General features: G+C 65.0%; 9 protein-coding genes. 4 read left to right on the forward strand and 5 right to left on the reverse strand.

What is annotated here, in order from left to right; genetic code table 11:
• Nucleotides 1–234: 234 nt before the first annotated feature.
• The gene (locus tag KIH81_RS03365; protein ID WP_214304074.1) at nucleotides 235–1,677 is read right to left on the reverse strand and encodes a DUF2252 domain-containing protein; all 1,443 of its coding nucleotides are present in this window, start codon (nucleotides 1,675–1,677) and stop codon (nucleotides 235–237) included.
• A 167-nt stretch (nucleotides 1,678–1,844) separates the two neighbouring features.
• On the opposite strand from KIH81_RS03365, the gene glnA reads away from it, so the two are divergent.
• A complete protein-coding gene (gene glnA, locus KIH81_RS03370) occupies nucleotides 1,845–3,182 on the forward strand; it encodes a type I glutamate--ammonia ligase (RefSeq protein WP_109058150.1) in 1,338 nt (445 codons plus the stop codon).
• A gap of 363 nt (nucleotides 3,183–3,545) precedes the next feature.
• Here the strand turns inward: glnA and KIH81_RS03375 are convergent, their stop codons facing one another.
• A complete protein-coding gene (locus tag KIH81_RS03375) occupies nucleotides 3,546–5,024 on the reverse strand; it encodes a DUF5067 domain-containing protein (protein WP_214304075.1) in 1,479 nt (492 codons plus the stop codon).
• Nucleotides 5,025–5,231: 207 nt separating this feature from the next.
• Between KIH81_RS03375 and KIH81_RS03380 the strand changes: the two genes are divergently transcribed.
• A complete protein-coding gene (locus tag KIH81_RS03380; RefSeq protein WP_214304076.1) occupies nucleotides 5,232–6,470 on the forward strand; it encodes an MFS transporter in 1,239 nt (412 codons plus the stop codon).
• 59 nt (nucleotides 6,471–6,529) lie between these two features.
• Here KIH81_RS03380 and KIH81_RS03385 read toward each other — a convergent pair whose 3' ends face one another.
• The 3 genes from KIH81_RS03385 to KIH81_RS03395 form a co-directional block, all read right to left on the reverse strand.
• Nucleotides 6,530–7,318: a hemagglutinin gene (locus KIH81_RS03385; RefSeq protein ID WP_214304178.1), complete on the reverse strand. Its 789-nt coding sequence runs from the start codon at nucleotides 7,316–7,318 to the stop codon at nucleotides 6,530–6,532.
• 263 nt (nucleotides 7,319–7,581) lie between these two features.
• On the reverse strand, nucleotides 7,582–11,721 hold the full coding sequence (locus KIH81_RS03390) for a DUF3418 domain-containing protein (RefSeq protein ID WP_214304077.1): 4,140 nt from the start codon (nucleotides 11,719–11,721) through the stop codon (nucleotides 7,582–7,584).
• On the reverse strand, nucleotides 11,711–12,367 hold the full coding sequence (locus tag KIH81_RS03395) for a class I SAM-dependent methyltransferase (protein ID WP_214304078.1): 657 nt from the start codon (nucleotides 12,365–12,367) through the stop codon (nucleotides 11,711–11,713). The genes KIH81_RS03390 and KIH81_RS03395 overlap by 11 nt, the downstream gene beginning before the upstream one ends.
• Nucleotides 12,368–12,584: 217 nt before the next feature.
• Here KIH81_RS03395 and hflX point away from each other — a divergent pair, with 217 nt between their 5' ends.
• Together hflX and KIH81_RS03405 are read left to right on the forward strand one after the other, a co-directional pair.
• On the forward strand, nucleotides 12,585–14,093 hold the full coding sequence (gene hflX / locus KIH81_RS03400) for a GTPase HflX (RefSeq protein WP_214304079.1): 1,509 nt from the start codon (nucleotides 12,585–12,587) through the stop codon (nucleotides 14,091–14,093).
• Between the two features lie 173 nt (nucleotides 14,094–14,266).
• Nucleotides 14,267–15,229 (forward strand): L-lactate dehydrogenase, encoded by a 963-nt coding sequence (locus KIH81_RS03405; RefSeq protein ID WP_109057758.1) that lies wholly within the window; start codon nucleotides 14,267–14,269, stop codon nucleotides 15,227–15,229.
• Nucleotides 15,230–15,289 lie beyond the last annotated feature (60 nt).

Below are 15,289 nucleotides of genomic sequence, written 5' to 3' on the forward strand. Positions count from 1 at the left end.
GATCAACCCCACCGCGTTCCTTCTGAACCCGTCGTCGTAACGACGCCTGCGATCCCCAGACATGAGAAACCGCACCTCCGATCACCGAACCAGAATTACTCCAATCCAACAATCAGGGTGCGGTTCACATGCGGGTGTGCTCCCCTCAGTCGTCTTACGACGACAGCTCCCCTCAGCGAGGGGAGCCAAAAACACTCCGATACCTTCTTAAGGGAAGAGCGACTAGAGCCCGCATCACGCGCAGTGCAGCTCGCCCTTCTTGAGCAGCTTCTTGAAGACGGCGTAGTCCTCGTCGTTCTGCTCGGCGTAGGACACGGCGAACGAATCGATGGCCTGGTCGAATTCGTCCGTGCCGCCCATGTAATTGGCGATGGCGATGGAGTCGCCGGTGCGCGCGTGCGCATGCGCCAGCGACCACGCGCACATGCGGGCCAGATCGTTCAGGCCCGAGGCATTGAGATTGTCGATGTCGATGGACCCCTTGCCGTTCCACAGCTGACGCACGTAGTAATCGCGCTTGCGGCCGTCCTCGGCCATGAAGCTGGACCAGCCCAGCAGCACGTCCGCCGTGGATTGGATGAGCTTCTGACCCTGGACCACGCGCTCGCCGTGCGTGGCGTACTTCGAGGCGCCGCAATAATGCTCCAGCACCGAGTAGGTGGCCTCCTTCATCTGGATCATCATCGGATCGTCGATGTCGCGGGCGATCCACACGGACGTCCAGGCGCGCTGGCCCACCGAGCCCACGCCCACCACCTTGCGGGCCGCATCCTGATAGCGCAGATGATCGAACACCATGCGGCGGTCGTCGTACAGGGAATGACGGTAGCTTTCGAACAGCGTGTCGATGCGAGCCTGCAGCGCCTCCAGGTCGGCGTAGTTGTCGAGCTCGTTGATGGGTACCAGTTCGGGCGGATTCGACTTGAACCTCAGTTTGCCGTCCTCGTAATGGCACAGCTTGGCGGCGGCCGCGTCGTTGTCCTTGAGCAGCGCCTTCATGGCCGCCTCGCGCAGCACGCGGGACCGCTTGGACCCGGTGGTCTCGAAGCGGTCCAGCGTCTCCTCGACGTCCAGATGCTCGTACCAGGCGTCCAGGTAATCCATTTCGGAGAACCACTTCATGCGCGTGCGATAGGTCTGCACGCACTGCCGCACGGCCGCACGGCGGTCCTTCTCCTTGATCTTGTTCGCGCGGCCGCAGATCTCCACGGACACCGCGAGACGCTTCAGATCCCACTCCCACGGGCCGATCGCCGTCTCGTCGAAATCGTTGATGTCGAACACCAGGCGCGCGGACGGGGAGCGGAAGATGCCGAAATTGCCGATATGCGCGTCACCCACGCACTGCACCGGGATGCCGGTGACCGGCGTCGAGGCCAGATCGTTGGTCATGATGAGCACGGTGCCGCGGTAGAACGTGAAAGGGCTCACGCTCATGCGCTTGTAACGCAGCGGAATCAGCTCCGGCACGCGGATGGCCGATTGCTCCTCCAGCAGTGCGATGGCCTCGCGCCGGCCCTCGCGCACCTGCCAGGCGGCGTGCGCGTTGAGCGGTGCCTTGGTTCGTGCGGCGATGCCGGCGCGGGAACGTTCGCGTGGACTTGCCGCCTGCTTCCAGGACGTGACATCGACGGGCGGATTGGGGGATGGGGTGAGATGGTCTGCTACTTCGCTCATAGCACTACCTTAACGCTTCGGGGAACAGGCCGGCCGCATGCGCCGGGGAAGTGGCGTGCGACTTGGACGGCCTGGACGAACCGCATTCCAGGGTTCACGAATCGGCCCCGAACATCACACGGGATGTTAACGCCGGTCGTAACACGGCTATGGAACCATAGTCGATTATGGATAAACAGCAGGAGTTTGCGCTGCGCACGGTCGAAGAACGCGACGTGCGCTTTATACGTCTCTGGTTCACGGATGTGCTGGGAACACTGAAATCCGTGGCGATCGCTCCGGCGGAACTGGAAGCCGCGTTTGAGGAGGGTCTCGGCTTCGACGGTTCCGCCATCGAGGGCATGACCCGTGTCTCCGAAGACGATATGATCGTTCAGCCCGATCCCTCCACGTTCCAGATCCTGCCGTGGCGCGGCGGCCCGCAAGGCACCGCCCGCATGTTCTGCGACATCCTGACCCCGGACGGCGAACCCTCCCTCGGCGATCCGCGCCATGTGCTCAAGCGCGCGCTCGCCAAGGCCAAGGAGAAGGGCTTCACGTTCTACGTGCATCCCGAGATCGAGTTCTACCTGTTCGAAAGCCAGGACGACTGGTCCAAGGCCCCCACCCCGATCGATGAAGGCGGCTACTTCGACCATGTGCCGCGCAGCCCCGGCATGGACTTCCGTCGCGCCACCGTGAACATGCTCGAACAGATGGGCATCTCGGTGGAGTACTCGCACCACGAGGCGGGCCCCGGCCAGAACGAGATCGACCTGCGCTACGCGGACGCGCTCACCACGGCCGACAACATCATGACCTTCCGCACCGTGGTCAAGGAGATCTCGCTGGAGCGCGGCATCCATGCGAGCTTCATGCCCAAGCCGCTGGCGGACGCCCCCGGTTCCGGCATGCACACGCACCTGAGCCTGTTCGAGGGTGATTCCAACGCCTTCTACGAGGCCGGCCAGGAATTCAACATGTCCCTGACCGCCCGCCAGTTCGCCGCCGGCATCCTCTACCATGCGGCGGAGATCTGCGCGGTGACCGACCAGTACGTCAACTCGTACAAGCGTCTGTGGGGCGGCAACGAGGCACCGAGCTACATCTGCTGGGGCCACAACAACCGCTCCGCCCTGCTGCGCATCCCGCAGTACAAGCCAGGCAAGGGCAACTCCGCGCGCATGGAGTTCCGTGCGCTCGATCCGGTGGCCAACCCGTATCTGGCCTACTCCGTGCTGCTGGCCGCCGGCCTCGACGGCATCGACAAGCAGATGCAGCTGGGCGAACCCACCAGCGACGATGTTTGGGAGCTCACGGACGGCGAACGCCAGGCCATGGGCATCCAGCCGCTGCCGCGCTCGCTGGACGAGGCGCTGAAGATCATGGAGAAGTCCGACTTCGTGGCGGACGTGCTCGGCGAACACGCCTTCGGATACTTCCTGGACAACAAGCACCAGGAGTGGGAGGAGTACAACCAGCAGGTCACGCCGTTCGAGCTCAAGAAGTACCTGCCCAAGCTGTAGTCGTCTCTTTGGCTTGTGCTGAAGGCCTCCGCGTCGTTCGTTGTTCGGTTCGATGCGGAGGCCTTTCCTATGTCAGGCTCCCTTCTTTGAGGGGAACTGTCAGCGAAGCTGACTGAGGGGAGTCCCGTCCCTATACGATGCTCCCTTCAGTCTCACTGCGTTCGACAGCTCTCCTCAGCGGAGGGAGTCTTCATGACACAGCCGCTCACTTCGTCTACGGAAAACGAGCGGGACTTTGGGATTGACGCTGGGTCCGGGGAATGTATGTCGTCCGACACACTCAAGGCCGTTCGGCCAAGCTTACGGTCTGACGACATACATTCCCCGGACCCAGCTACGTCATCAGGGCTATATAGTGCAGATTCAGTCCAACGTGAACGTCGCGGTCAGCGGGGAGCTTTTCTCGTCGTACGGTGTGAAGGTGACGGTGATGGGGGAGTCTTCATCGCGCAGCACCACCGCGTAATCCACGGTCGTTTTGAGACCCGGCCGCATATTGAGCAGGTATCCGTTGTCCACGAAACCGTCCGGCAGATCCATGTAATAGGCGTTCTCCAGTTGCACGCCGTTCTGCTTGATCTCTACCTTGCCGTAGCCGGACAGCGCATCGCTGACGTTCGATTCGTTGATCCAGTCGACGGAGATGATGGCGGTCGGCTCGTCGTCGATGTCGGAGGCTGGACCGCGCCTGGCACCGGCCAGCCTGAGCGTTATGGTGTCGTATTCGTCGGAGCCGATGGTGGTCATGCCCCTGCGGTCGCCGTCCGTGGCCTGCGGCGCCGCGGGAATCGAATCGGAGTCGACCTGCGTCCAGGTGCCGTCGCCGTTCGGGGTGAAGCCGGACACCACCAGCGGGCTGACACTGTACCGGGCATCCCGGTCGCTCTGCACGTAGATCGGTGTGGTTTCGTCGCGCAGCGAATAGGCCAATGTCGTGGTGAGGCTGCCGCCCGGCGCGACGTCGGTCTGCATGGAATCGGCATCGTAGCCGGGCACGTCCCTGTCGCGGGAGAATGTGATCTGGTTCGTCTGCAGCCCGTTCTGATAGACCTCGGGCCAGGCGAGCGCATCGAACGTCAGGGGCTTGTCGCTGGTGTTCGTCCATTCATAGGAGACGATCACCGTGGACCGCCCGTAATAGTCGGTCGGGCCGGACTTGGCGGAGGCGATGGTCATCGTGCCCTTGCCGTCGCCCGAACCATCGAGTATGTCGCCGGTGCGCTCCACGGTGGCCGGTGCGCCCGCCGTGCTGTCCGCGATGTTGCCGCTACTACTGTCGTCATCCGCGGCCGTGTCACCGCCGGAGCTACCTTCGCCACCGTCGGCGACCAGTGCCTGCCATGATCGGCCGAAGGAGGAGAACCAGTCGGAACCACTGTCGAACAGCGGCCCGGCGAGGCCCCACACCACGGCGCATATGATGACCACCCAGACGAATCCATGACGCTTCTTGCGCGGCTGTTTGGCGCTCTGCCGCGCGACGACCGGATTCGGCTTGCGGAAGGAACTCCGGGAGGATGATGTGACGCTCGCGTTGGCGGCACGACCGTTGCCGCCGTGATGCGATACGGGCCGTTTCGTCGGTGTGCTGCCGGATTGGTTGTTCCGATCGTCCCGGCCGCTCCGATCGTCCCGGCCGCGCGCTGCGGACGAACCGCTTTTCGCCGGCTTGCGCGAGGCGGAGGCCCATTCCTTGGCCCGCTGTTCGGCCAGATCGCGCATCTGCTGCTTGGTCTCGACGATCCCGGACAGATACTCGGCCCGTTCGGACGGATCGATGTAGGAGGGCAGGCCATCCTCGAACGGGGAGACGTAATCGTCCTCATGCCGGAGCAGTCCCATGCGCAGCCTCCTCGGTGCGGTCGCCTTGGCGCTGCCACATCAGCGATTGATGGTTATTCGCAAAACCGTTCCCGGAAACCCGGGAACATATGCGATGGCAGAACCTTCTCGCTCCCTATTGTACGGGCGTTGCCCGCGTGTCTGAAGACCTTCGTTGTAGGGGTTGGCCAATACCATGCAACACGGAAGAAAGCAAAGGAGTCCGCCATGACCAACACCCCGGCGACCGCACCTCGCGAAACAACCGAAACCGCCAGGAACGACCGGTTCTTCACGCTGCCGGTTAACATCCTGATCTTCGCCAGCTTCATGCTGGGCCTGAGCGAGTTCGTGGTGGTCGGCATCCTGCCCGATATCGCGCAGGGACTCAAGGTCTCCGAGGTGACGGTGGGCAATCTGGTGGCCATCTTCGCCTTCGTGTACGCCCCCTGCACGCCGCTCGGCTCCGCGCTGACCGCCCGGTTCCCGCGCTTCCGCACCTATCTGACGCTGATGGGCGTCTTCCTGGCGGGCAACATCCTGTGCGCGTTCGCCCCGAACTATCCGGTGCTGCTCGTGGCGCGACTGCTCATCGCCTCCGTGTCCGGCACGCTGGTGGCCATCGCCATGACGTTCGCCCCGGACGTGACCACGGACAAGTACCGCACCAAGTTCATCGCCTGGGTGTTCTCCGGATTCTCCATCGCCTCCGTGGTCGGCGTGCCGATCGGCACCTCGGTGGCCAATGCGTTCGGCTGGCGTTGGACGTTCCACATGATCAACGTGCTCACCGTGATCCTGCTCATCGCCATGTTCCTGGTGCTGCCGCGCAACAGTCACATCATCAAGGTCGGCTTCCTCTCCCAGTTCCGTCTGTTCTTCGACCGCCGCATCCATCTGGGCGTGTTCGCCGTGGTGTTCGGAGCCGCGTCAAGCTACGTGTTCTACACCTACCTGACGCCGATCATGCGCGACGAGATCCACCTGCCCGAACAGTACGTGAGCCTGGGACTCGTGGTGTACGGCGTGGCCTGCCTGTGCAGCAACCTGACCGCCGGCAAGCTCGCCGAACACGGCAGGGGAGTGGAGCCGCTCTACCATCTGCGCTGGGTGTTCCTCGTGCATGCCGTGCTGCTCGCCTCGCTGGCGCTGGCCCATTGGATCCCGCTCTACGGCGCCGTGCTGCTCGTGGTGCTCGGCCTGCTCATGTACCACTTCAACGCATCCTCGCAGGTGCTGTACATGGACGTCGCCGCGCAGTCGCATCCCGGCTCGATGAACCTGGCCTCCTCGCTCAATTCGATGTCCTTCAACATCGGCATCGCCATCGGCTCTGCGGTCGGAGGCCTCGCCAACGACTTCCTGGGCCTGACCTGGCTTGGCCCGGTGGGTGCGATTTTCGCCGTGCTCGGCATGGTCGTCACCATGCTCATGGGACCGTACGTGGGGCAGCACCCGGAGCGCTGAATCACCAGGACTGATGTCGGGCCGGACGCCGAACATATGGCACTGTCCGGCGGCCGGGCTCAGCGTGCCGAACCGAACCAGCCCGTGTAGATAAGCGAGAAATTGCGGTTGCCGTAGCTTGAGCAGGCGTCCCCGGTGCCGGTGCCCGCGGCGAGGGCCGCCACATTCGGTTGGTAGGGCGTGTAGATGTAGAGCAGCGCGGTCGCCTTGTTCTCGATGTACACCTGGGTGCCGCCACACGCCTTGTTCGGATGGTACTGGATGTAGTTGAGGTCGCCGGCTCGATAGCCGTACTGCTCCTCGTGCTCCAGGTAATAGCGGTAGCGTTTCGCCGCACCGTACATCTGCTTGGCGAACCCGTCGTAGGCGGGGTCGCAGTCGGCGGTATCCGGACAGCTCAGGCCCATCGCGGACCGCAACTGGAACGCGCTCGGGTTCACGGCCGTCACCAGATGCTGCTCCTTCTGCAGCACGGTGAGCAGCACCTTCTGGCTTACGCCGCACGCCGCGCCCGCGGCCGCGATGATGGCTGCGGCGCTTTGCCCCTTGCCTCCCGCATAGTCCTCGCACAGGCCGTCGCCCGATTCGTTTGTGGTGTCGAATGTCATGGATGCCAGTGAGCCGCCCTGCTGGTCGAGGAACGACTGGACCTCGGCCGCGCTCATGGCCGAACCGTTGAAGAACTGTCCGTCCGAAATGATGTCGCCGGGATTGAAATCGTAGGTCTGCGCCAGCTCCAGCTGCGCCTTCTCGGCGGCGATGACCGCCCCGCGCCAGCGTACGAAACGCACGGCGGCGATGACGAGCGCCACGATGACGATGACCGTCACCGTGGGAAACAGCACCATCTTCAGCTTGCCGAACCAGTTCGCGCGGCGCCAGGCGCGCTTCAGCGGCCCTGCCTTCCGCCGGCGGGTGCCGCCGGTCCGGCGTCGATTGCGGGAAGGCGACGATTTCGCGGCCTTGGCGCGAGATGCGGATGCACGGCCGGCCTTGGCGCTACGGCTCGTGCCCGTTTTCCCGCGTCCGGCCGCGGTCTTCCCGGAGGCCGACGATGTGCCACGTCCGCGGCCTCCGGCGTTCCGCGAGGCCTTCGGAACCTTCCGATCGCTCACGCCAATGCTTTCTTGATGCGGTTCAGGGAAACCGGTCCCTTGGTGCCGATCTCCTGCGCCCATAGGCTCACGTAGAACTCCTCGAGCATCCAGCGGGCCTGCTCGGCCTTGCGCATCAGCTCCTCATGCTTCGGGCCGGCGGGTTCGGCCTTGGCGTGCGCCATGGCCTTGTCGACCAACTGCTTGGCCTCGTCGGCCTGCCATGCCCATTTCACGTCGCGGTTCTTGTCCGTCTTCGCCTTGTTCAGTCGGCTCAGATCCGCCTTGAGATATCGGGCGATCGAGGTCAGCGCGTCCGGGGGAGTGCGGCCCACAAATCCGGGGTGGACCAGCGTGGCGATATGCTCGCGGATCGACTGGAGCACCGAAAGCATCGGCAGATCGGCCTTGCCGGACGTGGCCTTGTCCACTTCGGCGTACGTCTTGAGGATGGCGATGACGTCATGGGCCACCTGGTAGACGGTGTCCTCGTACACCTCGCGCACGTCCAACACGGCGTTCGCCAGCGCCTCGTCGTCCGCAAGCGAATCCACCTTGGGCAGCAGGCGCTTGACCGCGGCCAGCTGCAGGTCCTCGACCAGATCCTTGGTGGACTTGTACGGCGCGGAGGCCAGCATGAGCGCCTCGGCGCCCAGCCAGCGCGAGGAGATGCGTTCGGCGGGCAGACGCAGGGCATCCAACGCGCCGCGCCACAGCATCGCCGCACGGGACTCCGTGGTGGCGCCGGCCTTGTGCAACAGATTGGCCTTCTGCACCAACTTGCCCTGTTCGCCGGCCTGCTCGGCCTGCTTTTTGACCATCTGTCGTGCGGAGGCCTCGGCCTGCTCGGCGAACTTGCGCTGCAGGGCCTTCAGATCCTTGGAAGTGCCCAGCACCTTGACCGGACCGCGCGCATGCCTGCGGCCGCGCTGGTTGCGTCCGGCCGGCAGCTGCTGCTCCACCGCGAACGTGACCTTGAGATACGGCGAAAGCCGGTCGAGAAGCTTCGGTCCCAGTACCTCCGGGTGGATCTGCGCGCCCACGGTGGCGATGGCGGCCTTGGTGAACACGTGAGCCAGATCGGGCCAGACGCCTGCGGCCGTGCCGTCTGCGGGTTCGGGAGGCAGGTTCGGCTTCTGTTGAGAGCCTGAGCCTGGCAGGTCCGGGTACTGTTCGTCGATCCAGTCGCGGATCTTACGGGCGGCGTCCGGGGCGGGCACGAACTGCACGCGCAGCTGTTTGGGCAGTGCCTTGATCATCGACAGGATGAGCTCGTCCAGCAGGCCCGGCACGTTCCAGGTGAACTGTTCCGGGCTGATGCGCGAGAGCGCCTTCAACGGCACGTGCACGGTGACGCCGTCGGCGGGGTCGGCCGGATCGTACACGTAGCTTAGACGCAGGTCGATGGGCTGGCCGTCCGAGCCGAGCGTATGCCAGTGGTCCGGATAGTCGTCCAGGCTCACCGACTCGCTGGATGCCAGTCGCTCCACCTTGGCGGGGTCGAAGGTGAGCAGGTTCGGATGTTCGTCGTGCTCATGCTTCCACCACTTGGCCAGATCGGCCACGGACGTCACGTCCGCGGGGATCACCGCATTGTAGAAGTCGAACAGGTCCTCGTCGGAGACGGTGTCCGCCAACTGGCGGGTGCGGCTCGCGTCGTCGGCCGCATCCTCGAGGATGTCGCGGTTGCCGGCCACGAACTCGTCGTAGCTGAACCGCTGCTGGATGTCGCCCTCGACCAGGCCTTGGCGGATGAGGAAATCACGGGCTTCAAGCGGATTGATGCGCCCCCACTGCACCGTGCGGTCCTGCACGATGGGCAGACCGTACAGCAGCACGCGGGCGGTGGCTACCGCGGAACCGCGCGAACCGGACCAGTGCGGCTCCGCATACGTGGTGCGCGTGAGCTGCCCGGCCAGCGGCTCGGCCCACGCCGGATCGATGGCCGCGGAATACCGGGCCCACAGGCGCGAGGTCTCCACCAGCTCCGTGCTCATCACCCACGAGGGCGTCTTCTTGGCCACGGCGGAGGCCGGGAACAGCGCGAAATGCGTGCCGCGCGCGCCCTGGTACTCGTTCTTCGACTGCTTCTGCGCACGCTTCATGGCACGGGCGCGCGCAGCCCCGGTCAACCCCGCGAAATCGGAGGCCTTGGGCTCGCGCACCACCTGCATGCCCATCATGGACAGCAGGCCCGCCAGCATGGATTTGTGGATGCCGTCCGCATCCCACGCGCAGCACAGCGAATGCGCCGGCTGCTGATTCAACGGCAACTGGCGGATCTCCAGGCCCGGTCGCGTGGAAGGCAGCGGGTCGCCCACGGTGAACTTGAGCTCCTTGCACATCTGCCTGAGCTGGGAGACCAGATCCTTCCACTGGCGCATCCTCAGCCAGCTGAAGTACTCGGTCTTGCAGATGCGGCGCAGCGCGTTGTTGCTCGGATCGCCGTCCGCCTGGAACACGCGGTCCCAGATGTTCAGGGCCGTCAGGAAGTCACTGGTCTCGTCCGCGTACCGGTTGTGGATGCGATCGGCCTCGTCGCGCTTGTCGTCCGGACGTTCGCGCGGATCCTGCAGGCTCAGGAAGGAGACGACCACGAGCACGGCCGCCAACGTATTGGGGGATGCGGTCTTCGCGGCCTCGATGACCATACGGCCGAGCCTGACGTCGATGGGGATGCGGGCCAGCTGACGGCCGATATGCGTGAGCGTCACCTCGCCGCGTTTGCGGCCGATGGCCTTCAGCTCGGTGAGCTCGTTGAAACCGTCCGAGACGGCCTTCATGTCCGGCGGATCGATGAATCCGAAGTTCGTGACGTCCTCGGCCGTGCGCGCCACACCCACCGACAGCATGTGCAGCACCACCGCGCCCAGCGAGGTCCTCAGGATCTCCGGCTCGGTGAAGCGCGGGCGGGTCTCGTAATCCTCGCGCGAATACAGTCGGATGGCGATGCCGTCCGCCACACGGCCGCACCGGCCGCTTCGCTGGTCGGCGCTGGCCTGGCTGATCGGCTCGATGGGCAGGCGCTGCACCTTGGCGGTCTTCGAATACCGGGAGATGCGCGCGGTACCCGGATCCACCACATACCGGATGCCGGGCACGGTCAGCGAGGTCTCGGCCACGTTCGTGGCGATGACGATGCGCTGATGGGTATGCGATTCGAACACCTTGTGCTGGTCCGCGGCGGACAGGCGGGCAAACAGCGGCATGATCTCGATGGCGTCGGGGCGGCGCATGTCGTCGGCGCGGGGACCGTAATGATGGCGCAGCGCGGACTCGAATTCGTGAATGTCGCGCTCGCCGGAGGCGAAGACCAGGATGTCGCGCGGGCCGCGTTCATGCGAGGAGTGGATGACCAGCTCGGCGCAGGCGCGGGCCACGGCGGTGGGCATGTCCGTGATGCCGTCGTCGGCGTAGGACGAGCCACGGGAGCCGCGCGGACGGTCCGCATCGGATTCGGCGATGGCGTTCGCAAGCTCCTCGTAACCGGCGTCGCCGGGGCGGGCGCCCACGGCGAATCCCGGCACCTCGCGCATGAGCGCGGGCGCGGTGCCGAGCGGTTCGTACACCACCTGCACGGGGAACGTACGGCCGGACACCTCGATGACCGGCACCTTCTCGTGCAGCGCGTGCTCGAAATGCTCCTTGAACTTCACCGAATCGATGGTGGCGGAGGTGATCACGAGCTTCAGGTCGCGGCGGCGGGGCAGCAGGGCCGTGAGATAGCCGAGCAGGAAGTCGATGTTGAGGCTGCGTTCGTGCGCCTCGTCGATGATGATCGTATCGTACTGGCTCAGCTGCGGGTCACGCTGGATCTGGGCCAGCAGGATGCCGTCCGTGACCACCCTCAAGCGCGTCTTCGGCGAGCTTTCGTCCGTGAAGCGCACCTGATAGCCCACCTCGTCGCCCAGGCGCACGCCCATCTCCGAGGCGATGCGCTCGGCCACCGTGCGGGCGGCGATGCGGCGGGGCTGCGTGTGCACGATCTGACGGCCATGCGTGCCGCGGCCCAGTTCGAGCAGGATCTTCGGCAGCTGCGTGGTCTTGCCCGAGCCGGTCTGGCCCGAAACGATGACGACCTGGGAATGTTTGACCGCGTCGGCTATCTCATCGCGCGCGGAGGAAACCGGAAGTTCAGCGGGATACTCAAATTTCATGACGGACTTCAATGATACGGAAGCCCTTGGAGCTCGCGTATTTGTCCACCGTGAAGTCCTCGCCCAGCGCCTCGTCCAGCCAGGGGATGAGCGAATCGGAACCGAGGTTCTTCTGCACCACCAGATAGGCGGCGCCGTTCGGCTTGAGCCTCGGCAGCCAGGCCATGAGCAGCGTGTGCAGCGCCTCCTTGCCGATGCGGATCGGCGGATTCGACCAGATCACGTCGAACATGAGATTGGCGGGCACGCTTTCGCAGAACTTCGGCTGGTCCGTCGCGGGCAGGGAAGCGCTGGACTCGTCCACCTGCACGGTATGGACGTTCGCGCAGCCGTTGGCCAGGGCGTTCGCATGGGTCAGATCCAGCGCGCGCTCGTTCACGTCCACGGCCCAGATGCGGGCTTCGGGGGATTCAAGGGCGAGGGACAGGGCGATCGGGCCCCAGCCGCAGCCCAGATCCAGGAAATCACCCTCGGCCGGAGGCTCCGGGGCATGCTTCAGCAGCACGGACGTGCCCAGATCCACACGAGAGGCGGAGAACACGCCGTTCGAGACCTGCACGCGCGCATCCCGCCCGCGCAGCGTCACCTCCAATGTGCGGCGCACGTCCTTGGACGCGGGGTCCGCGGCGAAATACTGTTCGGCCATGTCTGCTGCTCCATTCCCGCGGTGGTTCGTCCGCGATCCGCGGCCCCTGGTTCGGGCCTGCCCTGATTCGTCCTGTGCGGCCCCATGGCAAGCGCCTTCCGTGGCCTTCCGATGATCGCCGCATCACGTCGCATGCCCGGTCTTGCCGGCATGTCACCTCACCTGATGATAATAAGGAGCCAGAGAAAACCGCGAAACCACGACCCGAGAGGCGCCCTTGACCGACCACAGCCAGTACACCGACATCACCCGCAGCGACACCGACGCCTCGCCGTCCGGCGTATTGGCGGACCAATCCGAGGTCCTGCTGGACGACAGCCGGCGCGTGGCGGGCTGGCATGAGGACTCCAATCAGGAATGGGAGGAGCGCGAGGCCCGCAACCAGCTCAAGCATGTGGCGGGCCTCGGCGAGCTACAGGACGTCACCGAGGTCGAATACCGCAAGGTCAGGCTTGAGCGGGTGGTGCTCGTGGGCGTGTGGTCATCGTACGAGACCACCCAGGCCAAGGCCGAGGAATCGCTGAGGGAGCTGGCCGCGCTCGCCGAGACCGCCGGCGCCGTGGTGTGCGACGGCCTGCTGCAGCACCGCGCCCGCCCGGATGCCGCCACCTATGTGGGCAGCGGCAAGGCACGCGAGATCGCGGACATCGTGGCCCGCGAGGAGGCCGACACCATCATCGTGGACGACGATCTGGCGCCGTCCCAGCGCCGTGCGCTCGAGGACGCGGCCAAGGTCAAGGTAGTGGACCGCACGGCCGTGATTCTGGACATCTTCGCCCAACACGCCACCTCGCGTGAAGGCAAGGCACAGGTGGAACTGGCCCAGCTGCAGTACATGCTGCCCAGACTCCGCGGCTGGGGCGGATCGCTGTCCCGTCAGGCCGGTGGACGTGCGGCCGGAGCGGATGCCGGCATCGGCTCCCGAGGCCCCGGCGAGACCAAGATCGAGATGGACCGCCGTGTGATCCGCACGCGCATCGCCCGTCTCAAGCGCCAGATCCGCGAGATGGCACCGGCGCGTGAGATCAAGCGCGGCTCGCGTCGCAGGTTCGGCCTGCCCACCGTGGCCGTGGTGGGCTATACGAACGCCGGCAAATCGTCCCTGACCAACCGGCTGACCGGTTCCCGCGAACTCGTGGAGAACGCGCTGTTCGCCACGCTGGACACGGCCGTGCGCCGCGCCAGGACGCGCGACGGACGCGCCTACGCCTACGTGGACACGGTGGGCTTCGTGCGCCGCCTGCCCACCCAGCTGGTCGAGGCGTTCAAATCCACGCTGGAGGAGGTGGCCGAGGCCGACGTGATCCTGCATGTGGTGGACGGTTCCCACCCGGATCCGTTCTCCCAGATCGACGCCGTCAACGACGTGCTGGCGGATATCGAGGGGACCGCCTCGATTCCCCGTGTGCTGGTGTTCAACAAGGCCGACCAGATCGATCAGGCCGCGCGCGACCGCCTCGCCGCATTGCAGCCGGACGCGCATATCGTCTCGGCGTTCAGTGGTGAGGGGCTGGACGCGCTGCGTGATGCGGTGGAGGGGCTGCTGCCGGTGCCGCATGTGCATGTGCATGCGCTGCTGCCGTACACGGCCGGCGCGCTGCTCTCGCGCGTACGCGAATACGGCATGGTGTCCAAGGTGGAATACCGCGACGACGGCGTGCTGCTCGAGGCGGACGTGGACGCGCATCTCGCCGCTCAGGTGGTCGAGGAATCCATCGGGGAGTGACGCAAATCACAGTTTGGGTGTGAGCGCTAACAATCGTTGGAAGATATACGGTTTTGTGATGAAAAGGCCCGGGTGTGCCGTAGGAAAACGTCTCACTGGGCTTATAGAGTAAAGGCGTAATAGATCAGGCCTGCCCTTGATGCAGACCGCCTTTGAAGAGAGGTTTACCTATCATGGCGGAAACTACCGTTAAGCCCACGAAGCTTGCTATTATCGGTGCCGGTGCCGTTGGTTCCACCCTTGCTTTCGCTGCCGCCCAGCGTGGCGTCGCCCGTGAGATCGTGCTCGAGGACATCGCCAAGGAGCGCGTGGAGGCCGAGGTGCTCGACATGCAGCACGGCTCCAGCTTCTACCCGACCGTCTCCATCGACGGTTCCGACGATCCCGAGATCTGCCGTGACGCCGACATGATCGTCATCACCGCCGGCCCGCGTCAGAAGCCCGGCCAGTCCCGTCTGGAGCTCGTCGGCGCCACCGTCAACATCCTCAAGGCCATCATGCCGGGCCTCGTCAAGGTCGCCCCGAACGCCATCTACATGCTCATCACCAACCCGGTCGACATCGCGACCCACGTGGCCCAGAAGCTCACCGGCCTGCCCGAGAACCAGGTCTTCGGTTCCGGCACCAACCTGGACTCCGCCCGTCTGCGCTTCCTGATCGCCCAGCAGACCGGCGTCAACGTCAAGAACGTCCACGCCTACATCGCCGGCGAGCACGGCGACTCCGAGGTCCCGCTGTGGGCCTCCGCCACCATCGGTGGCGTCCCGATGTGCGACTGGACCCCGCTGCCGGGCCACGAGCCGCTGGATGCCGCCAAGCGCGAGGAGATCCACCAGGAAGTCAAGAACGCCGCCTACAAGATCATCAACGGCAAGGGCGCCACCAACTACGCCATCGGCATGTCCGGCGTCGACATCGTCGAGGCCGTCCTGCACGACACCAACCGCATCCTGCCGGTGTCCTCCATGCTCAAGGACTTCCACGGCATCTCCGACATCTGCATGTCCGTGCCGACCCTCCTCAACCGTCAGGGCGTCAACACCGCCATCAACACCCCGGTCTCCGACAAGGAGCTCGCCGCCCTGAAGCGCTCTGCCGAGACGCTGAAGGAAACCGCCGCCCAGTTCGGCTTCTGATAAAAAATCGCCGTACGGAGCGACTTCCGTGCCGCGCAAGACTCGAAATACCTTTGTATT

This window comes from Bifidobacterium miconisargentati, from assembly GCF_019331675.1.
In the GTDB taxonomy this organism is placed as follows: Bacteria; Actinomycetota; Actinomycetes; order Actinomycetales; family Bifidobacteriaceae; genus Bifidobacterium; species Bifidobacterium miconisargentati.